Origin of the sequence: Janthinobacterium sp. TB1-E2 (assembly GCF_036885605.1) — a bacterium.
Classification (GTDB): Bacteria; Pseudomonadota; Gammaproteobacteria; order Burkholderiales; family Burkholderiaceae_D; genus Janthinobacterium; species Janthinobacterium aestuarii.
On sequence record NZ_CP142523.1, the window covers coordinates 445,370 to 466,012 of the forward strand.

Consider the following 20,643-nt stretch of genomic DNA (forward strand, 5'->3'; position numbering starts at 1 on the left):
CTTTTCGGGGACATTTACCCACTTTTCGATGGTGCATCGCACAATGATCAATCCTGATATCAGCCTCAAGGATGCCGTGCGCGCGGCCCACTGGGCGCAATTGCTCGACCCCGTGCAAATGGCCCGGGTCGAGGCCGATGTGTTCGAGACTTTCGTGCCGAAAGGCGGCTTTGTCTGCCGCAAGGGCGAGCCGGTGGACAACTGGATCGGCGTCATCAGCGGCATGGTCAAGATGAATAATTTTTCCGCTTCCGGCAAGGCCATGACGTTTACGGGCTTGTCACCGGGCAGCTGGTTTGGCGAAGGTTCGCTGCTCAAGCGCGAGATGCGCAAATACGACACCATCGCCGTGCGCGATACGCGCGTGGCGCGCCTGCCTGCCAGTACCTTCCACTGGCTGCTGGAAACGAGCCTGCCATTCACGCGCTTCCTGCTGATGCAGCTCAACGAGCGCCTGGGCCAGTTCATCGGCATGATGGAAAACGAGCGCCTGCTCGACCTGAACACGCGTGTGGCGCGCTGCCTGGCGTCGATGTTCCATTCGCATCTGTACCCGAGCGTGGACACCCTGGTGCAACTGTCGCAGGAAGAAATCGGCCTGCTGTCCGGTTCCTCGCGCCAGCGCGCCAACCAGGCCTTGCAGGTGCTGGAAAAAAAGGGTTTATTGCGACTCGATTACGGCGGCATCCGCGTGCTGGACCTGGAAGGCTTGCGCCGCTACGAGGCCGATGATGGCGAATGAGGTGTCGATGGATGACGTACGGCACTTGACGGAGCAGCACTACCAGTCATTCCTGCAGGCGCGTCTGGCTGGCGCCAAGGCGCTGGCGCGGCTGGATGCTGCCATGCAGGCACGCCACGCCTTGCTGCCGATGCCGCTGACCTTGCGCGAACTGGCCTTGCTGCCGCAACTGTGCGATGCCTCCTTGCTGGCGCTGGCCCGTTCGCCGCACGGCGGGCACTGGAGCCGCGACGACATCGGCGACATGGATCCCGCGATGGCGCTGGCCGGCGACGCCGCGTATGCCGACTTTTCGCGTGCCATCCTGAAAGACGCGGCTGCGCACATCGCCGCCATCCATGCCGGCCAGCTGCCGTATGTGGCTGATGCGGCCTTTGCCACGGCCGATTCCGGCGTGCTGGCGCGCGCCGCGCGGGTGGCCTCCTACCGCGATGACGCATGGTTCGCGCCCGTCATCGCCACCTTGCTGCCGCAGGTGTGCGTGGCGCCGGGCACGGCGAAAAGCGCGCCGTCGCAGTCGCTGGCCATGGCGCTCGGCCATGGCGTGGAAACCATCCCCACCCAGGCAAGCCTGGCAGCCCTGCGCACGGCGCTGGAGCAGGTGCGCCATGCGGGCGTCCGTAAAAAACTCGAACGCAACCTGAAACCGGCGGAAAAGGCGTTGCGGGCACGCAGTGCCTTACCCGGCCTAATCGGGGTATCATAGGCACTTCCCAGCACCGCTCTTTTCGTCCCCATGCAGACACCTGACCAAGCCACTCCCGCCTCCCGTTTGTCGCAACTGCGCGCCGCCATGCGCGCGCAGCATATCGATGCGCTGATCGTGCCATCGGCCGATCCGCATTTGTCCGAGTACCTGCCGGCCCGCTGGCAGGGCCGCGAGTGGCTGTCGGGCTTTACGGGTTCCGTCGGCACCCTGGTCGTGACGCAGGATGTCGCTGGCGTGTGGACCGATGGCCGCTACTGGGAGCAGGCGGAAGACGAGCTGGCCGGCAGCGGCATCGTCCTCAAGAAAATCCCGTCCGGCGCCAGCGTGCTGTATATCGACTGGCTGGGCGAGACCATGCGGCCGGGGCAGACTGTCGCCGTCGACGGCGCCGTGCTGGGCCTGGCCAATGCGCGATTGCTGCAGCAGGCGCTGGGTGAGCAAGTGACCCTGCGCACGGACACCGACGTGCTGCAAGCCGTCTGGCCCGATCGTCCGGCCATGCCCGCCGCGCCCGTCGTTGAGCATGCGGCCGCCTATCCGTCGCTGTCGCGTACGCAAAAACTGGCGGCCCTGCGCGCCAGCATGACCGTCCACGGCGCCAGCCACCATGTGATTTCCACCCTCGACGATATCGCCTACCTGTTCAACCTGCGCGGCGCCGACGTCAGTTACAACCCCGTCTTCCTCGCGCATGCGCTGGTGGGTCCCGAGCGCGCCACGCTGTTCGTCGCCGACGGCAAAGTCGCCTCCGCCCTGCGCGCCACCCTGGAAAGCGAAGGCGTGGACGTGGCCGCGTATGACCGCACGGCGGCCGCGCTGGCCGCCTTGCCGGCCGGCGCCACCTTGCTGCTGGACCCGCGCCGCATCACGTTCGGCACGCGCCAGGCCGTGGCCGAGGGTGTGCGGGTGGTCGAATCTATCAACCCGACCACCCTGGCCAAGTCGCGCAAGACGGACAGTGAAGCGGCCCACGTGCGCGCCGCCATGGAGCAGGATGGCGCCGCCCTGTGCGAGTTTTTCAGCTGGCTGGACGCCACCCTGGCCGACCCGCAGCGCGCGCCGTTGACGGAAATCGGCGTCGACGAGCACCTGACGGCCGCCCGCGCCCGCCGCGCGCACTTTGTCAGCCCCAGCTTCGGCACCATCGCCGGCTTCAATGCGCATGGCGCCATCATGCATTACCACGCGCATGCGGATTCGGCCGCCACCATCGAAGGCGACGGCTTGCTGCTGATCGACTCGGGCGGCCAGTATTGGGGCGGCACCACGGACATCACGCGCGTGGTCCCCGTCGGCACGATCACGGCCGAGCACAAGCGCGATTTCACCCTGGTCTTGCGCAGCATGATCGCCCTGTCGCGCGCGCAGTTCCCGCGCGGCGTGAAGTCGCCCATGCTCGACGCGATTGCCCGCGCGCCGCTGTGGGCCGAAGGCATCGACTTTGGCCACGGCACGGGCCACGGCGTGGGCTTTTTCCTAAACGTCCATGAAGGACCGCAATCGATTTCGCAGTCCGCCATGCCGGAGCCGCAGACGGCCATGGAAGCGGGCATGATCACGTCCATCGAACCGGGCATCTACCGTCCCGGCCAGTGGGGCATCCGCATCGAGAACCTGGTGCTGAACGTCGCGGCGGAAACGACGCAGTTCGGCGAATTCCTCCGCTTTGAAACCTTGACCCTGTGCCCGATCGATACGCGCTGCGTGGAACGCTCGCTGTTGCGCGATGACGAGGCGGCTTGGCTCAACGACTATCACGCCACCGTGCGCGCGCGCCTGGCGCCGCACCTGGCCGGCGGTGCGCTGGCGTGGCTGGAACAGCGCACGGGAGCCATCTGATGCGCTCGACCCGCGCCACCTCCGCCATCGAACGGCTCAAGGAACGCACCGGCAACCGCCTCTACACGATGGCGCGCACGGGCGATGAACTGTTTTTCCTCACCGAAGGCCCCGGCTTGCCGCCTTTGTGCCCGCCGCTGGAACTCGATGCCTTTGTCGCCTTCGTCAATGGCCTGGGACCGCAAAAGGCGCGCCGCGTCAGCAAGCTCGATGTGGCGTTTGAAAAGCAGCTGACGAAAAAGCCCTAAATGCCGACCATCGACTTCCTGCGCGCCTACTGGTCGCCGGCCGAGCTGGCGACGAATGGCGTGATCCTGCTGAACCTGCTGGGCGCGCTGCTGCTGGGTTTGCTGGTGGGTTACGAGCGTTCGTATCACGGGCGCGCGGCGGGCATGCGCACCTACAGCCTTGTCTGCATGGCCTCGGCCGCGCTGACGGTGCTGGGCGGCTATCCCGAGTTCTGGTACGGCGGCCATGGCGCCATCGTCGGCAGCGACCCCACGCGCGTGATCCAGGGCATCGTCACGGGCGTGGGTTTCCTCGGCGCCGGCGTCATCATGCGCGAGGGGTTCAATATCAGCGGCCTGACGACGGCCGCCTCGATCTGGGCTTCGTCCGTGATCGGCATCATGGTCGGCATCGGCTTTTATCTGTCGGCCATGGGCCTGGCCTTTTTGTGCGCGATGGCGATGATTTTTCTGTCAAAATTGGAGAACTGGCTGCCGTCGCGCCACGCCGTGGCCATCACCATGCGCTTCAAGCAAGGATTCATTCCCCGTGAAGATGCGCTGCGGCGCATGGCCGCCAAGCGCGGCTACGACATTGCCGGCGGCTCGCTGACCATCGGCAGCAACGAAGGCATGCAGGAATGGCGCTTTGTCGCCATCGCGCATGGCAAGAACACGGGCGCCAGCCTGTCGGCCATGTCGGCCGAACTGGCCGCCTTCGAAGGCATCGCCGGCTTCCAGCTGTCGCATGCCCGCAATTGACATGGATGCTGAGAGGATGGACATGGATGCACAGGCCCAAGAGGTACTCGATTTCTGGTTCCTGCCGCCGGATAACCCAGACTATGGCCAATCGCGCGCGGAATGGTTCCGCAAGGATGATGCTTTCGACGCGCAGATACGCGCGCGTTTCGGCGCGCTGATCGATGCCGCCATCGACGGCGGCTTGCGCGAATGGGATGCGACGCCGCACGGCGCGCTGGCGCGCCTCATCGTGCTCGACCAGTTCACGCGCAATGTGTATCGCGGCACGTCGCGCGCCTTTGCCGGCGACGCTCAGGCGCTGGCGCTGGCCATCGCCTTGACGCACGCGGGGCAGGATGGACAACTGCCGCCGATGCTGCGCGCTTTTGCCTACCTGCCGTTCGAACACGCGGAAGACCTGGCAATGCAGGCGCGCGCCGTCGAGCTGTTCCAGCTGCTGTCGCAGGCGCAGCCCGGTTTTGACGGCATGCTCGACTATGCCGAGCGCCACCAGGAAGTGATCGCCCGCTTTGGCCGCTTCCCGCACCGTAACGCCATCCTCGGCCGCGCGTCCACGCCGCAAGAGCTGGAATTTTTGCGCCAGCCGGGATCGAGCTTTTAGAAAATCATCATGAACGTCACACTCAATATCATCGGCGCCGGCCACGTGGGCCGCGTGCTGGGCAGGCTGTTTGCGCAAACCGAGGGGACGCATGGTGGAAAAATCCTGGTGCAGGATGTGCTGACGCGGTCGATGGCCTCGGCGCAAGCGGCCGTCGCTTTCATCGGCGCCGGTACGCCCGTCGACAGCTATGCTGCCTTGCGCCACGCCGACGTCACCATGCTGGCCGTCTCCGACGACCAGATCGGCCCGGCCTGCGCGGCGCTGGTGGCCGAAGGACGGCAGGCGGGCGCCATCGTGTTTCACTGTAGCGGCGCGCTGGCCTCGAACGTGCTGCTGGCGGCCACGCAGGCCGGCGCGTTTGTCGCCAGCGCCCACCCGATCCGCAGCTTTGCCGATCCGGCACAGGTGGCCGCCACCTTTGACGGCACGTTTTGCGGCGTGGAAGGCGACCCGCTGGCGCTGGCCTTCCTCACGCCCGCCTTGAATGCCATCGGCGCGCGCCCCGTGCCCATCGATCCGGCCGCCAAGACCCTGTATCACGCCGCTGCCGTCTTCGCCAGCAATTACCTGGTGACGGTGCTCGACGCGGCCTTGCGCGCGTATCAGGCGGCAGGCATTCCCGAGCCGGTGGCGCGCGAACTGGCGCAGCCGCTGGTGACGGAAGCGGTGGCCAATGTATTCCGCTTGGGCGCCGCGCCGGCGCTGTCCGGCCCCATCGCACGCGGTGATTCGGCTACCGTGCAACGCCAGCAGCTGGCCGTGCAAAGCTGGGATGCCGCCACGGGCGAGCTGTACCGGGCGCTGGTGGCGCCCACGCAGGACCTGGCCAGGCGCAAGCGCGGTGGATGACTCAGGCCGCGTGCACGCCGTTGCGGCCGTGATGCTTGGCCTGGTACAAGGCGCTGTCGGCACGTGAAAAGAAGGCCGATTCGCTTTCCTCCGGCCGGTACTCGGCCACGCCCAGGCTGATCGTTACGGGTAGCTGCGGCGCGGGCAGGCCGAAATCGTGGCCTTCGATGGCGGCGCGCAGGTTTTCCGCCACTTCCGCCGCTTGCGCCAGGCTGCAGTTATTCAGCAGTACCAAATACTCCTCGCCGCCCCAGCGCGTGATGACGTCGCTTTCGCGCACGGTGGCGCGCGCCACGTCGGCTACGCCACGGATGACCTTGTCGCCCCACAGGTGGCCGTGCGTATCGTTGACGCGCTTGAAGAAATCGATGTCGAACAGGATGGCGGACATCGGCTGCTCGTTGCGTCTGGACAGAAGCATGGCGCGCTGGAACAGCAATTCCAGCGATTGGCGGTTCAAGAGCCCGGTCAGCGCATCCGTCGAGGCGATGCGCTCGATGCGGCGCTGGTAGCGGTTCACCGTCAGCAAGGTCAGCCCCAGTACCAGCAGGGTGACGCCAAAGCTGATGGCCAGGTTGAAGATGAACACGCGCTGCAGCGACTGGACTTCGTCGCTGACATTCTGCTCGACCACCAGGTACCAGCCCAGTTCGGGAATGAAGCGCGAATTGACAAGGATTTCCGCGCGGCCCAGCTGGTACGACAGATGCGTCGGTTCGCTTCGGTGGTTGATGATCTGCCCGGCAATGGCGCTCACGCCGGGCAGGCTGCGGATGTTGCCACGCCCATTGCGCATGGTCTTGCCCGCCAATACCAAGGTGCCGGCGGCATCGACAAAATAGATGTTGCGGTGGAAGCGCGCCTGGTAGCGGTCGATGATGTGGCTCATGGTGTCCAGGGTCAGGCCGATGCCGGTGGCGCCGATGAACCGGCCGTCGTAGTCAACCACGCGGTGGTTGATGAAGATGGTCATGCTGTCGCGGTTGGCCATGTCGATATCGACGTTCGTTTCATAATCGGTCTTGTCCATGGCGCGCACGCGGTAGTACCAGATGTCGCGCGTCTCTTGCGGGCTGACGGATTTCAAGGTGCCTTCCGCGTAATAATATTTGCTGCTCTTGTCCGAGACGAGAAAGCTGGTGATGGCGCCGTACTTCTTCTTGACCTCGGCCAGGTAGCGCACGATCTGTTCCGGCTTGTTTTCGCCGGCCAGTATCCAGTCGCGCACGAAGGTGTCGTGCGCCATCAGCGACGAGATGAAGACGGGGCGCAGCATGTCCTTCTGGATTTCCGAATAAATATTGTCGCCCGTCAGGGGCAGGGTCTGGTCGGCGATGCCGTGTTCGATGGCCTGGCGCGAGGCCAGGTAGCTGGCCAGGCTGGTCGCCATGAAGCCCGCCCCCAGGATCAGGGTCAGGAGGATGAGCAGGCGGTATTTGATCGACAGAAGACGCATGGAGACGAGGGGAGTGGCCGGCGGGAAGGCTATCGTGACGCAAGCCAAAAGTATGCAGCAGGGTAGGTATTGGCGCAATGATAACTGGTTTTATTGATAATTTACCCTGGCGAACGCGACAAGATAACCACGACTTACCAAATAAAAGTGCCGATTTGTCGACAAAGATGCCAATTAGCAATAAGATTTGATGAGGGGAATCATTGCGCACCGCCCCTGTCTTGCCGCCCGTTTCAGGCGCAGGATATTACGCGCAGGGAGTGTTGCATGTTATTTTTAAAGAGTACGTCCGTCAGCAAGGCCCCCGGCATCTACGAGGTCGACATCGCCGCCAAGCCGCCTGGCAAGACCTTCGGCATTTTTCTCGCCACCGATCCCGACCATCCGCCATCAGCTTTGCTGGGGCAATTGAAGGCGCTGGGCTTCGAGAACACCTATAGTTCGCCTTATCTGCACAAGGATGGGGGCAAAGTGCTGGACCTGCATTTCCAGAAGGATGGCACGGATATCTTCAAGGGCTGGAAAACCGAAGAGTGCACGCAGAACGTGGCGGCCATCACGGCGCTGTTCGAAGAGCATGGCATCACGATCTCCCCACGGGTGATGTCGATGGCGGAAGCCTACGCTTAATCTGCCTCAACCGCGTCAACCCGCTTCCACGCCGATGTGATACAGCGCCCAAGGGCAGCTGGCAAAACGTTCGGCCAGGGGCAGGGCCGCCACGGCCGCGATGCGGTCCGCGTCATGGATCGCCCATAGCGGCCCCAGCCCGCCCAGCGCCATCGCCTGCCCGTCCAGGTGGGTGGCGACAATAAAACGCTGCGCGCGCGCCTGCGCCATGGTCAGCGCCGCCGCATAGCCATCGACGGCGCGCAGCAGCAAGCGAATCTCACCTTCCTCGGGCGCACCCGCCGCCTTCAAGACATCGACCAGCAATGGTCCGCGCAGGGCATGCGCCTTGCCGTCGTATTCCAGAGTGGGGTGGATTGTGCGCGCCGGCAAGTTCGCCAGCGCCGCAAAGTCGAATGCCCGCGCCCGCTCAAAACTGATCTTTTGCTTGTGCATCATCTGGTCGCGCACGGCGTCGAACGGACCCCGGTTCGGCTTGTCGATGCTGCCCGTGATGGTCAGCAAGGCCGGACCGCGCAGGCCGGCGGGCGCCGCCCGGGCGATGGCGGGCAGGGCCGCGCCGGCCATGGCGGCGGCGAGAAACTGGCGTTTATGCATGCACTTCTCCTCTGACTGAAAATCGATAATGTCCTTAAGTCTATCTTAAGTTCGCTCAACGGTGCGCATTTTACGGTTATTGTCAGTTTGCAATGTTGACTTACATCTTGTCACAGTTCTTACGGAATGGCGAAAGACGTAGCTTTTTTCGGCTGTTATTGTGTCCTCATCGCACTTCGCTGAACTGCGAATCCAGGCATGAATCTAGGAACATCCACCAATTAAGAGAGAGAACATGATGAAGAAGAAAATCCTGTTTGCAATGATCGCTTCCGTTACCGCACTGACCGGTATGAGCGCCGCACACGCCGAGGGCGCCTATGTGGGTGCCGGCGTCACGGGCAACCGCTACAACTTCGATATTCCTGGCGCCACCAGCGCGGATAATCATAGCGGCTACAAGGCTGGCGCCAAGATCTTCGCCGGTTACGATTTCGATAAGACCTGGGCGGTCGAGGGTGGCTATGCCGATTTCGGCAGCAAGGATTACAGCTATGTCACCGGCGCCGGCAACGGTTCCGTGAAAAGCGATTCGCACGGCTACTACCTGGCCGGCAAGGCCACCATGCCCGTGACCGACAAGGTCGGCGTGTTCGGCAAGCTCGGTGTGGCCAAGGTCAAGAACAGCTTGAGCGGCACGGGCCTGTCGACCGGCATCAGCGGCAACGACAAGACGGGTGTGTACGCTTCCGTCGGCGCCCAGTACGCGATCAACGAGAAAGTCTCGCTGACGGCGGAGGTGGAACACTTCGGCAAGAGCGCCGACCAGGGCCGCAAGGCTACGGGCCTCGCTTTAGGTGCACGCTACAACTTCTAATCACCTGGAAGCTTGCTGAAAAAAAAGGCAGTTACCGCGAGGTAACTGCCTTTTTGCATGGCCAGACCGAAATTACGTGGTCAAAGGCTTGTAGCGGATACGTTTCGGCTTCGCGCCTTCTTCACCCAGGCGTTTCTTCTTGTCGGCTTCATATTCCTGATAGTTGCCGTCGAAGAAGGTGACTTGCGAATTGCCTTCGAACGCCAGGATGTGCGTGGCGATACGGTCGAGGAACCAGCGGTCATGGGAAATGACCATGACGCTGCCGGCAAATTCCAGCAGGGCGTCTTCCAGCGCGCGCAAGGTTTCCACGTCCAGATCGTTCGACGGTTCATCGAGCAGCAGGACGTTGCCGCCCATTAAGAGGGTTTTCGCCAGGTGCAGACGGCCGCGCTCACCGCCGGACAGGTTGCCCACTTGCTTTTGCTGGTCCGAGCCCTTGAAGTTGAAGCGGCCCAGGTAGGCGCGCGACGGCATTTCGAAGCGGCCCACGGTCAGCATGTCGGCGCCGCCGGACACGTCCTCGAACACGGATTTGTTGTCAGCGAGACTATCGCGGTTCTGGTCGACGATGGACACGCGCGCCGTCTGGCCGATGGCCACTTCGCCGCTGTCCGGCGTTTCCTTGCCGGTGATCATCTTGAACAGGGTCGATTTACCGGCGCCGTTGGGGCCGATGATGCCGACGATGGCGCCTGGCGGCACGGTGAAGCTCAGGTTATCGATCAGCAAACGGTCGCCGAACGCTTTCGACACGTTCTTGAACTCGATGACTTCATTGCCCAGGCGTTCGGCCACGGGAATGAAGATTTCCTGCGTTTCGTTGCGCTTCTGGTATTCGTGCTCGGACAGCTCGTTGAAGCGGGCCAGGCGGGCTTTCGACTTGGCCTGGCGCGCTTTCGGGTTCTGGCGCGACCATTCCAATTCCTTCTGCAGCGCTTTCTGGCGCGCCGATTCCGTCGCCTCTTCCTGCTTCAGGCGGGCTTGCTTCTGGTCCAGCCAGGTCGAGTAGTTACCCTTCCATGGAATGCCGTGGCCGCGGTCCAGCTCCAGAATCCACTCTGCCGCGTTGTCGAGGAAGTAGCGGTCATGGGTGATGGCCACCACGGTGCCGGGGAAGCGCAGCAGGAATTGTTCCAGCCAGTCGACCGATTCCGCATCCAGATGGTTGGTCGGTTCGTCGAGCAGCAGCATGTCGGGTTTCGACAGCAGCAGCTTGCACAGCGCCACACGGCGCTTTTCACCGCCGGACAGCACGCCGATGGTGGCGTCCCATGGCGGCAGGCGCAGTGCGTCGGCGGCCATTTCCAGCTGCAGATTCAAATTGCCGCCGTCGGAAGTCGAGATGATCGCTTCCAGGCGTGCCTGTTCCGTGGCCAGGGCGTCGAAATCGGCGTCTTCCTCGGCATACGCGGCGTACACGGCTTCCAGCTTGGCTTGCGCTTCAAATACTTCGCCCAGGCCCGATTCCACTTCCTGGCGCACGGTTTTTGCCGGGTCCAGCTGCGGTTCCTGCGGCAGGTAGCCGATGTTGAGGCCCGGCATCGGCACGGCTTCGCCCTGGATGTCGGTGTCGATGCCTGCCATGATTTTCAGCAGGGTCGATTTGCCGGAGCCGTTCAGGCCCAGCACGCCGATCTTCGCGCCTGGGAAGAAGGAGAGGGAAATATCTTTCAGAATCTGACGCTTGGGCGGGACGATTTTGCCCACGCGATTCATGGTGTAGACGTAATTTGCCATTAGAAATCTCGGGTGATATACAAAGACGGACAGGATACGGTAAACGCCCGCTTCCGGCCAGCGCTGTGCGCTGCCGGAACGGGCCGGTCAGGCAGCCAGCCGCGCGCGGCGGCTGCTCCACAGGCCTTCGGCCGCATACAGGCCCAGCGCCGTCCAGATGACGAGGAAGCCCAGCATGCGCTCGGGGGTGAACGATTCGTGAAAGACCCATACGCCGATCAAGAGCTGGCCCGTGGGGGCGATGTATTGCAATAGCCCCAGCACGGCCAGCGGCAGGCGGCGCGCGCCGGCGGCAAACAGCAGCAGGGGAATGGCCGTGATGGGGCCGGACGCCAGCAGCAGCGCGCGCGTGGCGGTGGAATCTGTATTGACGAAGCCGCTCTGGCCATGCCAGGCCAGCCACAGCATATAGGCCAGCGCCAGGGGGAACAGAATCAATGTTTCGAACGACAGGCCTTCCAGCGCGCCCAGCGCGGCTGTCTTGCGCAGCAAGCCATAGCCGCCGAACGAGGCCGCCAGCAGCAGGGCGATCCACGGCACTTGCCCCGCCTGCCAGGTGAGCCAGGCCACGCCGCAGGCGGCCAGGCCGATGGCCAGCCACTGCAGGCGGCGCAGGCGTTCGTGCAGCAGCAAAAAGCCCAGCATGACATTGATCAGGGGCGTAATGAAGTAGCCGAGGCTGGCATCGACCACGTGGCCGTTGTTGACGGCCCAGATATAGATGAACCAGTTGGCCGAGAGCAAAAACGCACTGGCCACGAAACTGGCCACGACCCTGGGCTGCGCTTTCAGGCTGCCCAGCCAGCTCCACTGGCGGCGCACGGTCAGCACGATGCCGAGGAACAATAGCGACCAGACCATGCGATGTGCGAGGATTTCCTGCGGCGCGATCTCGCCGATGGCATGAAAGTACAGGGGGAACAGGCCCCAGCACAGGAAGGCGAGGGAGGCGTACAACATGCCTGGATTCATGATGGGCTTCGCAGGAGAGTAGACAGTCTGTCATTATGGCTGAAAACATCGGGGGCTGCCCGGCGCCGCTGGCGAGGCGTAGAATGGCAACAAATCAATGGCCGCAAGCCCGCGCAGCAAGGCGGAGCGGCACAAAACCACGACTTTGGGGCAGCTGCGGAACCATGCAAAAATACTCTTGCTATTTGCTAATACCTATCATATTGTGCGATGCAACAAAACAAAAACGGGTGCAATCTTGACGTCGGAACATAAAAAAAGCGGCCTGGCCGGCATGACCCTGGCGGCCGTAGGCATCGTTTACGGCGATATCGGCACCAGTCCGCTGTACACCTTGAAGACCGTCTTCGACCCGGCCCACGGCCTGATGCTCTCGCCCGAGAACTTGCTGGGCATCGTCTCGCTGATCTTCTGGGGCCTGACCCTGATCGTCTCGCTCAAGTACGTGACTCTGGTGTTGCGCGCCGATAACCGCGGCGAGGGCGGCATCATGGCCCTGATGGCGCTGGTGCTGTCGTCCGTCAGCCGCCTGTCGCGCTGGCATTTCCCGCTGATGGTGATCGGCGTCTTCGGCGCCACCCTGTTCTATGGCGACAGCGTGATCACGCCGGCCATCTCCGTGCTGTCGGCCATCGAAGGCCTGGAAGTGGCCACGCCCGCCTTCAGTCCGTACGTGGTACCGCTGACGATCGTCGTGCTGGTGGCGCTGTACTCGGTGCAATCGCACGGCACGGCCGGCATCGGCCGCTATTTTGCGCCCATCATGGTGCTGTGGTTTGCCGCGCTGGCCGGCATGGGCGTGGTCAACATCATCAAGTCGCCAGCCATCCTGGCCGCGCTCAATCCCCTGCACGCGGCCACTTTCCTGATGAATAACGGCTTCGTTGCCTTCGTTGCCCTGGGCGCCGTGGTGCTGGCGCTGACGGGCGCCGAGGCGCTGTACGCCGACATGGGCCATTTCGGCAAGAAGCCGATCCGCCTGGCCTGGTTCCTGATCGCCTTTCCCGCGCTGGCGCTGAATTACCTGGGCCAGGGCGGCTTGCTGCTCGCGCATCCGGAAGCCGTCACGAATCCGTTTTACCAGCAGCTGGGCGCGTGGAGCGTGTACCCGCTGGTGATCCTGTCGACCATGGCCACCGTGATCGCCTCGCAGGCAACCATTTCCGGCACCTTCTCGATGACCAAGCAGGCGATCGCGCTGGGCTTCTTGCCGCGCATGCGCGTGCGCCACACGTCGGAAAGCGAAATCGGGCAGATCTACATCCCCGCCGTGAACTGGCTGCAACTGGCCGTGGTGCTGCTGGCCGTCATCGGCTTCGGTTCTTCGGAAAACCTGGCCGCCGCCTACGGTATCGCCGTGACGGCCACCATGCTGTCGACCACGATCCTGACGTTCTTCGTCATCCGCTACCGCTGGAAGATGAACCTGGCCCTGTGCTGGGCCGCCACGGGCTTTTTCCTGATCATCGACGTCAACCTGGTGTCGGCAACTGCCCTGAAACTGTTCCATGGCGGCTGGTTCCCGCTGCTGCTGGGCTCGATTTTGTTCATCGTCATGCTGACCTGGAAGCGCGGCCGCCAGCTGGTGTTTCAGAACCTGGAAAAGCATGCGATCCCGCTCGACGATTTCCTTTCGTCGCTGTTCATCGCGCCGCCGCTGCGCGTGCCGGGCACGGCCATTTTCCTGCGCGGCGAAACGGATGGCGTGCCGCATGCGCTGCTGCATAACTTGCTGCACAACAAGGTGTTGCATGAGCGCGTCATTTTCCTCACCGTCTTCATGCATGAAGAGCCGTGGGTGGCGCCATCGGAGCGCGTGCGCGTGGTGGACCTGGGCCATCAGTGCTACCAGGTCAATGTGCATTACGGCTTCAAGGATGAACCGGACATTCCGTCCGCGCTGGCCCAGTGCGCGCAGCAGGGACTGGATTTCGAGATGATGGAAACGTCGTTCTTCATCGCGCGCCAGACCATCATTTCGACGCCGGGCGCCGGCATGATGCCGTGGCGCGAGCACCTGTTCGTCACCATGTCGCGCAATGCGCGCACGGCGGCCGACTACTATCAGATCCCGAGCAACCGGGTGATCGAACTGGGCACGCAGGTGGAAATCTAGACGTGACAATGGGACGGAATGGCTATTATGGCAATGTTGTATTGTTGCGTAATCTTCCGTCGCGCTTACGTCTGCTTACAAATTGGCTGCGCGACTCCTGTTAAACTGCTGCTCGCACCGGTCCGCACCGTACGGGCCTCAGCCACACACCAATATTTAAAGGGAAACCATGAAATCGGTATTTCAAATGATCGCCACCCTCGCTTGTGCCGTGGCCCTGACCGCTTGCGGTGCTGCTGCCAACACCGAGAAGCCGGTCGTGCTCGACCCGAATACGCAAGTGAAAGAACTGACCATTACCGATCCGGTGGTCGGCACCGGTACGGCAGCGGCGGCGGGCGACACCCTGCTGGTGACTTACACGGGCTGGCTGTATGACGCAAGCAAGCCGGGCAACAAGGGCGTGCAGTTCGATGCGAACCAGACTGGCGCCGGTTTTAGTTTCCCTCTCGGTATCGGCCAGGTCATCCTGGGCTGGGACCGCGGCCTGGTCGGCATGAAGGTCGGCGGCACGCGCGTGCTGGCCATTCCGTATGACCTCGGTTATGGCAAGGCGGGCAGCGCGCCGAAGATTCCTGGCTATGCCGGCTTGCTGTTCGAGATCAAGCTGGTGAGCGTGACGAAAAAGTAGGCACGCGCAGGGCAGCAAACAAAAGGGCGATTCCACGGAATCGCCCTTTTTGCTTTGGCGGGCCCTTTACGCCTTGGGCGGGGCCAGCTCCTGGAAGTAATACGTGGCGCCGCCCAGGTTGGCCGGCGCGTCATATTGCAGCACTTGCGTGCGGCGCAGCGCCACCGGTGCGCTGAAGGCGGGACCGTCGTAGACGAAGGTGTGGAATTCGCCGTTTTCGCCGCAGGCGTCGACGCCGGGCGGCAGGTCGGCGAGGAAGGAAGCGTCGAACTCGCGTCCGCAAAATGCGCGCGGCAGGTGCCGGCCATTGATGCACACGACGATGGCCTTGAAGCCGGCGGCGAGAAATTCGTCGACCAGCGCGCGGCGATCCCCGCCCCACAGGGGCAGGTGCGCCGTCAGGCCGGCGACCGCGCAGACTTTTTCTTCCCAGTCGCGGTGCGGCTGCAGGTCGATGTCGCCAAACAGCGCGTGATCGATGCCCTCGGCCTTGGCCGCGCGCAGCATGGCGATGAATTGCTCTTCGTAGCTGGCCCAGCTGGCGTGATAGCGCTGCAGGCGCGCGCCCAGGCTGGCCGCCTGCGCGGCGAGCAGCTCGGGCGGCACGCCGTGCGAGCGCGATTTGCGGCCATCTTCATCCATGGCCGTGATCAACAGCGGCACGTCCATGCCGGCGTTGCGCGCGCGCCACAGGGCCAGGCAGGAATCCTTGCCGCCGCTCCAGGAAATCAGGGCCGTCGTCATGCCGCTTGCTCCACCGCGCGCAGCATGTCGACGTGCTGTATGCCGTCTTCGTCGTACGGTGCGCTGACGGTGACAAAGCCGAAGGATTGATAGAAGCGCTCCAGATACTGCTGTGCGCCGATGCGGATGGCGTGGCCGGGGTGCCGGCGTTCGGCGCGCGCGATGCCTTCCGTCAATAGCTGTTTGCCGGCGCCCGTGGTGCGCGCTTCGGGCGCCGTCAGCACGCGGCCCAGCGACATTTCCACATACTTGGCGCCCGGTGCCAGCACGCGCAGGTAGGCGGCCAGACGACGCTGGCCATCGACCGTTTGCCAGCCCAGCAAATGCATAGCTTGCTGGTCATGGCCGTCCAGGTCCGGGTAAATGCACTGCTGTTCGATGACGAACACGCGCTGGCGCAAGGCCAGCACCTGGTACAAATCGTGGGGGCCGAGTTCGTCGAACGTGTTCCATTGCCAGCTGATCATGGGTCATCCTTGATTGAGAGTGGCGTGATTTTACCGGCTTCACGCGGCCGGCGTGGGATAGCGCTGCGCATACCACTGCTTCAGGTGCTCGATGCAGCGCGTCACGCGGGGCGCGACCAGCTGGCGCGACGGATAGATGGCGAACAGCGCCAGACTGGGCCGCTCGATGTCCGGAAACAGCTCGACCAGGGCGCCGCTGGCCAGTTCCTCGCGGCAGACAAAGGTGGGCAGGATGCCGATGCCCAGGCCGCGCAGGATCAGGCTGCGCATGAACAGCGTGTTGTTCGTGCGGACCCAGTTCGGCACTTCGATGTCGCTGTGCGGTCCCGCATGGCGCAGCGGCCAGCGGCTGCCGAACAGCGCGTGACTGTAGATGAAGCAGCGCTGGCGCGTCAGGTCCGTGGCTTCCCGCAAGGGACCGTGGCGTTCCAGGTAGGCGGGCGCGCAGCAGATGTGCAGGCGGTAGTCGTGGATATGGCGCGCCACGTAGCTCGAATCGTTGAGCGCGGTGGTGACGCGAAAGCCCAGGTCGTAGTTGGCGGCCGCCAGGTCGACATATTCATCCTTCAGGTCGACGTCCAGGCGCAAGGCTGGCCAGTCGGCCATGAAATCGGCCAGGCCTTCGGCCAGCTCGCCCACGCCCAAGGTCAGCGGCGCGTTGATGCGCAGGCGGCCCGTCACGTGCGCCGTCGAGTGTGCCACCATGTCTTCCGCTTGCGCCAGCTCGTCGAGCAGCTTGCGGCAGTGCTCGAGGTAGGCGGCGCCCGTTTCCGTCAGGGCCAGCTGGCGCGTGGTGCGCGTCATCAGGCGCCCGCCCAGTTCCTGCTCCAGCTGGCCGATGCGCCGGCTCACATATGACGCCGACAGGTCCAGTTCATCGGCGGCGCGGCGAAAGCTGCCCAGCTCGGCCACGCGGCGAAACAGCTGCATCGCCTGCAATTTATCCATTTCATTCCTATTCGGCGCTTCTATTCGGTCTTATTCTGCATCAGTGCTGTGCATTATTCATCATTTTTCCCCATTTTGATTCGGAATATGCTGGTGACCTCTCTACAGAAAGGCCACACCATGAAAAAATTACTGATCAGCAGCCTGTTGCTCGCCGCCTTTTCCAACGCCCAGGCGGCCGAGGTCCTCGTCGTGCTGTCGGACGCCAATCACCTCGAGCTGCGCGACGGCAAGGTCTTTTCGACGGGTTTTTATCTGAATGAACTGATGCAGCCCGTGAAAAAGCTGCTCGACGCGGGCCACACGGTGACGTTCGCCACGCCGCAGGGCAAGGCGCCCACCCTGGACGCCAGTTCGGATACGGTCGATTACTTTGGCGGCGACGCCGCCGCGCACGCGGCGCACAAGGCGCTGCTGGATCAGCTGGCGCTGACGGTGCCGGGCCGCTCGCCCGTGATCAGCCTGAAGCGCGTGGAACAGATCGGTTATGGCCACTACGCGGCCGTGCTGGTGCCGGGCGGCCACGCACCGATGCAGGATCTGTTGAAGGATGCCAGCCTGGGCGCCTTGCTGCGCCAGTTCCACGCGGATGGCAAGCCGACGGCGCTGCTGTGCCATGGCCCCATCGCCCTGCTGTCGGCCTTGCCGCAGGCGGCAGCGTTTGCGGCCGCGCTGGAAGCGGGCCGCACGCCTGCCAAGCCGGCGGACTGGATCTACAGCGGCTACCGCATGACGGTGATCAGCAATCAGGAAGAACTGGCGGCGCAAGGCGCGCTGAAGGGCGGAACGATGAAGTTCTATCCGCAGTCGGGCTTGCAGGCGGCCGGCGCGCGGTATGTGCAGAACCAGGCGCCGTGGACCAGCAACGTCGTGGTCGACCGCGAACTGATCACGGGACAGAATCCCGCCTCGGCGCCGGCCCTGGCGGACAAGCTGCTGCAGGCGCTGCGCTAAAGCAAAAATCCCCGGCGGCGCCTGGTGGCGCGGCCGGGGATGTGCGACTCATGCGGCGGGGATTAGACGATCGTCAGGGTGACGTCGATGTTGCCGCGCGTGGCGTTCGAGTATGGGCAGACGATGTGGGCGGCGGCGACCAGTGCTTCGGCGGCGGCGCGTTCCATGCCTGGCAGCGAGATTTTCAGTTCCACTTCGATGCCGAAGCCCGTTTCGATGGCACCGATGCCGACGTTGCCTTCGATGGACAGGTCCGCTGGTACGGCGATCTTGTCGCGGCCGCCGACGAATTTCATGGCGCCGATGAAGCAGGCCGAGTAGCCGGCGGCGAACAGTTGTTCCGGATTGGTACCGACGGCGCCATTGCCGCCCAGTTCTTTTGGCGTGGTCAGCTTGACGTCCAGCACATTGTCGGACGACACGGCACGGCCTTCGCGGCCTCCGGTGGCGGTGGCTTGAGCGCGGTACAGGACTTGTTTGATCGACATGATGGTTTCCTTTAGGTATATAAATAGGTGACTACTAAATAGTGTACTACTTGTTTCGTGAGCTCTCGCCCCAGGATCTCCGTCTGCAGAAGCACTTGCCGGCGTCCATGTACATAATATATATCGCGTGCTATTTAATTGCAAGCGATTTTATTTCGGGGTGGCGCGAATTGATGCTTTATTTTGCAGCCTTTGTCGCCACTACCTGGCTTCCATCGCATAATGGCCACCGCCGCCGGGACCGATGGTTATGCTTGGCCCACTTCACACCCCCAAGGAAAAATCATGACTAGCCTCTTCTTTATCCTGCGCATCACCGTGGCCACGATGCTCACCTACATCATCGCCACGGCGATCCTGGTCGAGAACTTCCTGCGCTATATCTTCGGGAATACGGAAGGCTTCTTTGTCATCGTCGGCGCGCTGCTGGCCAGCGCCGTCATCACGAATGCGTTTTCGCACGTGCGGCGCGTGCGCCTGATCGCCGGCGCCGTCAATGCCGGCACCCTGTCGAGCCGCCAGCGGCGCCAGATCGAGATCCCGTTCGAAGCGGGCGAAACGTTCGACATGATCGACGCGGCCATCCGCGAATTGCCGGGCAGCGAAGTGGTCGAAAGCGCGCGCGACAGCCTGCAGGTGCAGGCTAGAGTGCGCCGCGCCGCGCCCTATACGCACACGGGTTTGCCCCGCATGCGCGTGCTCGGTTTCCTCGAGCCGCGGCCGAACCAGATCCTCGCCACCGTCACGCCGAATGGCGAGGCGGGCAGCGTGACCCTGATCTGCGAACCGGCGCGCAATGCCTGGACCGACTGGTTCCTCGTCGACCATGGCAGCAACCTGGAAAACGCGGAAGCGGTGACGCGGGCGATGACGCGCCGCGTGGCGCAGCGCCGGCGCGGCGAGCAGGCCGAGGCGCGCCAGACGGTGACGGAAAAGGAACTCACGGTGGCCAAGCTGAGCCTGCTGCATGCGCAGGTCGAGCCGCACTTCCTGTACAACACCCTGGCCAGCGCGCAGCTGCTCACGCGCAGCGACCCCGTGCGCGCCGATGAAATGCTGGGCAACCTGATTTTGTACCTGCGCCACTCGCTGCCACGCACGGAGCAAGCGATGTCGACCCTGGGCACGGAGCTGGAACGGGCGCGCGCCTATCTCGATATTTTGAAAATCCGCATGGGCGGGCGTTTGAACCTGCAGATCGAAGTGCCGCAATACCTGCGTCAGGTGGAGCTGCCGCCGATGATGCTGCAAACCCTGGTGGAAAACGCCATCAAGCATGGCCTGGAGCCGAAAAGCGGCGGCGGCACCATCTGGATCATGGCGCGCAGCGGCGATGGCACGGTGATCGTCACGGTGGCCGACGACGGCAAGGGTTTCAGCGACGATGGTGCCGGCACGGGCATCGGCCTGCGCAATGTGCGCGAACGCCTGCGCCTGACCTACGGCAATGCCGCCGCGTTTGCCATTGTCGCCAATTTTCCCGATGGCGTGACAGCCACCATCACGGTGCCGGACAGCACGGCGCAAGGAGTGTCGTATGCATCAGCCTGAGATGACTTGCGTCATTGCCGAAGATGAAACCCTGCTGCGCGACGCGCTCGTGGCCCTGCTGACCGAAGAGTGGCCCTACTTGCGCATCGTCGCCGCCTGCGACGACGGCGGCACGGCGCTCGAGGCCATCGCCACGCACAAGCCCGACGTCGCCTTCCTCGATATCCGCATGCCGGGCCTGACGGGGCTGGAAGTGGCGGCCGGCGCGCTCGAAGCGAGTCCCGCCACGCAGGTGGTGTTCGTCACGGCCTACGACCAGTACGCGATCGATGCCTTCGACAAGGGCGCCGTCGATTATCTGTTGAAACCGATTGGACGCGAGCGCCTGCAAGCGACCCTGCAGCGTGTGCAGGCGCGGGCCGGCAAGGCCCGGGCGGGCGACGGCGGGCTGGCCGGCTTGCTGCAGCAATTGAGCAGCGCCTTGCCTGCGGCCGCCAAGTCGCCGCCGCTGGTGTGGCTGACGGCCAGCAGCGGCAAGGATACGCGGCTGATCATGGTGGAAGACATCGCCTATTTTCAGTCCGATACCAAGTACACGGCCGTCATGACGGCGGACGGCGAGGCGCTGCTGCGCAAGCCGATCCGCGAACTGCTCGACGTGCTCGATCCTGCCATCTTCAAGCAGATCCACCGCTCCACCATCGTCAACATGAAGATGGTGGCGTCAGTGACGCGCGACGAGGTGGGACGCGGCGCCTTGCGCCTCAAGACGCGGCCGGAAACGCTGGCCGTGAGCCAGCCGTTTATGGCGCTGTTCCGGAATATGTAGCCGCTATTGCGCCCTTTCAAAACCGTCG

The 20,643-nt window shown here is 63.6% G+C and carries 22 protein-coding genes; 14 read left to right on the top strand and 8 right to left on the bottom strand.

Translation table 11 applies throughout. The features are described from left to right. Positions 1 to 43 precede the first annotated feature (43 nt). The 7 genes from OPV09_RS01950 to OPV09_RS01980 are packed head-to-tail and all read left to right on the top strand — an operon-like array spanning position 44 to position 5,735. Positions 44 to 742: a Crp/Fnr family transcriptional regulator gene (locus OPV09_RS01950; protein WP_338680340.1), complete on the top strand. Its 699-nt coding sequence runs from the start codon at positions 44 to 46 to the stop codon at positions 740 to 742. Next, entirely contained in the window at positions 729 to 1,448 is a 720-nt protein-coding gene (locus tag OPV09_RS01955) for a hypothetical protein (RefSeq protein WP_338680342.1), read from the top strand. The genes OPV09_RS01950 and OPV09_RS01955 overlap by 14 nt, the downstream gene beginning before the upstream one ends. A gap of 30 nt (positions 1,449 to 1,478) precedes the next feature. Then, positions 1,479 to 3,290: an aminopeptidase P family protein gene (locus OPV09_RS01960; protein ID WP_338680343.1), complete on the top strand. Its 1,812-nt coding sequence runs from the start codon at positions 1,479 to 1,481 to the stop codon at positions 3,288 to 3,290. Then, positions 3,290 to 3,538, top strand: a complete 249-nt coding sequence (locus OPV09_RS01965; RefSeq protein WP_034752831.1) for a hypothetical protein — start codon at positions 3,290 to 3,292, stop codon at positions 3,536 to 3,538. Before OPV09_RS01960 ends, OPV09_RS01965 begins: the two co-directional genes overlap by 1 nt. Continuing rightward, on the top strand, positions 3,539 to 4,279 hold the full coding sequence (locus tag OPV09_RS01970; RefSeq protein ID WP_034752834.1) for an MgtC/SapB family protein: 741 nt from the start codon (positions 3,539 to 3,541) through the stop codon (positions 4,277 to 4,279). It abuts the gene before it with no gap. A gap of 16 nt (positions 4,280 to 4,295) precedes the next feature. Next, positions 4,296 to 4,883, top strand: a complete 588-nt coding sequence (locus OPV09_RS01975; protein WP_338682224.1) for a DUF924 family protein — start codon at positions 4,296 to 4,298, stop codon at positions 4,881 to 4,883. A gap of 9 nt (positions 4,884 to 4,892) precedes the next feature. Further along, complete coding sequence (locus OPV09_RS01980) at positions 4,893 to 5,735, top strand: Rossmann-like and DUF2520 domain-containing protein (protein WP_070304440.1); 843 nt, start codon at positions 4,893 to 4,895, stop codon at positions 5,733 to 5,735. A 1-nt stretch (position 5,736) separates the two neighbouring features. On the opposite strand, the gene OPV09_RS01985 is transcribed toward OPV09_RS01980, so the two are convergent. After that, entirely contained in the window at positions 5,737 to 7,191 is a 1,455-nt protein-coding gene (locus tag OPV09_RS01985) for a sensor domain-containing diguanylate cyclase (RefSeq protein WP_338680345.1), read from the bottom strand. A gap of 267 nt (positions 7,192 to 7,458) precedes the next feature. On the opposite strand from OPV09_RS01985, the gene OPV09_RS01990 reads away from it, so the two are divergent. Further along, positions 7,459 to 7,821 carry a hypothetical protein gene (locus OPV09_RS01990; RefSeq protein ID WP_034752842.1) on the top strand — a complete coding sequence of 121 codons (363 nt, stop codon included), beginning with the start codon at positions 7,459 to 7,461 and terminating at the stop codon, positions 7,819 to 7,821. Between the two features lie 15 nt (positions 7,822 to 7,836). On the opposite strand, the gene OPV09_RS01995 is transcribed toward OPV09_RS01990, so the two are convergent. Next, positions 7,837 to 8,418 (bottom strand): molybdopterin-dependent oxidoreductase, encoded by a 582-nt coding sequence (locus OPV09_RS01995; protein ID WP_338680346.1) that lies wholly within the window; start codon positions 8,416 to 8,418, stop codon positions 7,837 to 7,839. Between the two features lie 235 nt (positions 8,419 to 8,653). Between OPV09_RS01995 and OPV09_RS02000 the strand changes: the two genes are divergently transcribed. Beyond that, positions 8,654 to 9,235 carry a porin family protein gene (locus tag OPV09_RS02000; RefSeq protein WP_034752848.1) on the top strand — a complete coding sequence of 194 codons (582 nt, stop codon included), beginning with the start codon at positions 8,654 to 8,656 and terminating at the stop codon, positions 9,233 to 9,235. 72 nt (positions 9,236 to 9,307) lie between these two features. On the opposite strand, the gene ettA is transcribed toward OPV09_RS02000, so the two are convergent. Together ettA and rarD are read right to left on the bottom strand one after the other, a co-directional pair. Then, positions 9,308 to 10,975 (bottom strand): energy-dependent translational throttle protein EttA, encoded by a 1,668-nt coding sequence (gene ettA, locus OPV09_RS02005; RefSeq protein WP_034752850.1) that lies wholly within the window; start codon positions 10,973 to 10,975, stop codon positions 9,308 to 9,310. 87 nt (positions 10,976 to 11,062) lie between these two features. Further along, positions 11,063 to 11,947 carry an EamA family transporter RarD gene (gene rarD, locus OPV09_RS02010; protein WP_034752852.1) on the bottom strand — a complete coding sequence of 295 codons (885 nt, stop codon included), beginning with the start codon at positions 11,945 to 11,947 and terminating at the stop codon, positions 11,063 to 11,065. 238 nt (positions 11,948 to 12,185) lie between these two features. Between rarD and OPV09_RS02015 the strand changes: the two genes are divergently transcribed. Together OPV09_RS02015 and OPV09_RS02020 are read left to right on the top strand one after the other, a co-directional pair. Beyond that, complete coding sequence (locus tag OPV09_RS02015) at positions 12,186 to 14,063, top strand: potassium transporter Kup (protein ID WP_072455948.1); 1,878 nt, start codon at positions 12,186 to 12,188, stop codon at positions 14,061 to 14,063. A gap of 169 nt (positions 14,064 to 14,232) precedes the next feature. Continuing rightward, positions 14,233 to 14,694: an FKBP-type peptidyl-prolyl cis-trans isomerase gene (locus OPV09_RS02020; RefSeq protein ID WP_034752853.1), complete on the top strand. Its 462-nt coding sequence runs from the start codon at positions 14,233 to 14,235 to the stop codon at positions 14,692 to 14,694. A gap of 66 nt (positions 14,695 to 14,760) precedes the next feature. Here OPV09_RS02020 and OPV09_RS02025 read toward each other — a convergent pair whose 3' ends face one another. From OPV09_RS02025 to OPV09_RS02035, 3 genes are read right to left on the bottom strand one after another with little or no spacing between them, the layout of a single operon-like run. Then, a complete protein-coding gene (locus OPV09_RS02025; protein WP_338680348.1) occupies positions 14,761 to 15,438 on the bottom strand; it encodes a diphthine--ammonia ligase in 678 nt (225 codons plus the stop codon). Continuing rightward, positions 15,435 to 15,905 carry a GNAT family N-acetyltransferase gene (locus tag OPV09_RS02030; RefSeq protein WP_338680349.1) on the bottom strand — a complete coding sequence of 157 codons (471 nt, stop codon included), beginning with the start codon at positions 15,903 to 15,905 and terminating at the stop codon, positions 15,435 to 15,437. The genes OPV09_RS02025 and OPV09_RS02030 overlap by 4 nt, the downstream gene beginning before the upstream one ends. A 39-nt stretch (positions 15,906 to 15,944) precedes the next feature. After that, the gene (locus OPV09_RS02035) at positions 15,945 to 16,853 is read right to left on the bottom strand and encodes a LysR family transcriptional regulator (protein WP_070304446.1); all 909 of its coding nucleotides are present in this window, start codon (positions 16,851 to 16,853) and stop codon (positions 15,945 to 15,947) included. A 120-nt stretch (positions 16,854 to 16,973) separates the two neighbouring features. Between OPV09_RS02035 and OPV09_RS02040 the strand changes: the two genes are divergently transcribed. Then, on the top strand, positions 16,974 to 17,807 hold the full coding sequence (locus tag OPV09_RS02040) for a type 1 glutamine amidotransferase domain-containing protein (protein WP_338680351.1): 834 nt from the start codon (positions 16,974 to 16,976) through the stop codon (positions 17,805 to 17,807). Between the two features lie 62 nt (positions 17,808 to 17,869). On the opposite strand, the gene OPV09_RS02045 is transcribed toward OPV09_RS02040, so the two are convergent. Next, positions 17,870 to 18,295 carry an organic hydroperoxide resistance protein gene (locus tag OPV09_RS02045; protein WP_034752862.1) on the bottom strand — a complete coding sequence of 142 codons (426 nt, stop codon included), beginning with the start codon at positions 18,293 to 18,295 and terminating at the stop codon, positions 17,870 to 17,872. A gap of 285 nt (positions 18,296 to 18,580) precedes the next feature. Between OPV09_RS02045 and OPV09_RS02050 the strand changes: the two genes are divergently transcribed. Next, positions 18,581 to 19,846, top strand: a complete 1,266-nt coding sequence (locus tag OPV09_RS02050) for a histidine kinase (protein ID WP_338680353.1) — start codon at positions 18,581 to 18,583, stop codon at positions 19,844 to 19,846. Continuing rightward, positions 19,833 to 20,615 (top strand): LytTR family DNA-binding domain-containing protein, encoded by a 783-nt coding sequence (locus OPV09_RS02055; RefSeq protein ID WP_331778232.1) that lies wholly within the window; start codon positions 19,833 to 19,835, stop codon positions 20,613 to 20,615. Before OPV09_RS02050 ends, OPV09_RS02055 begins: the two co-directional genes overlap by 14 nt. Positions 20,616 to 20,643: the final 28 nt, after the last annotated feature.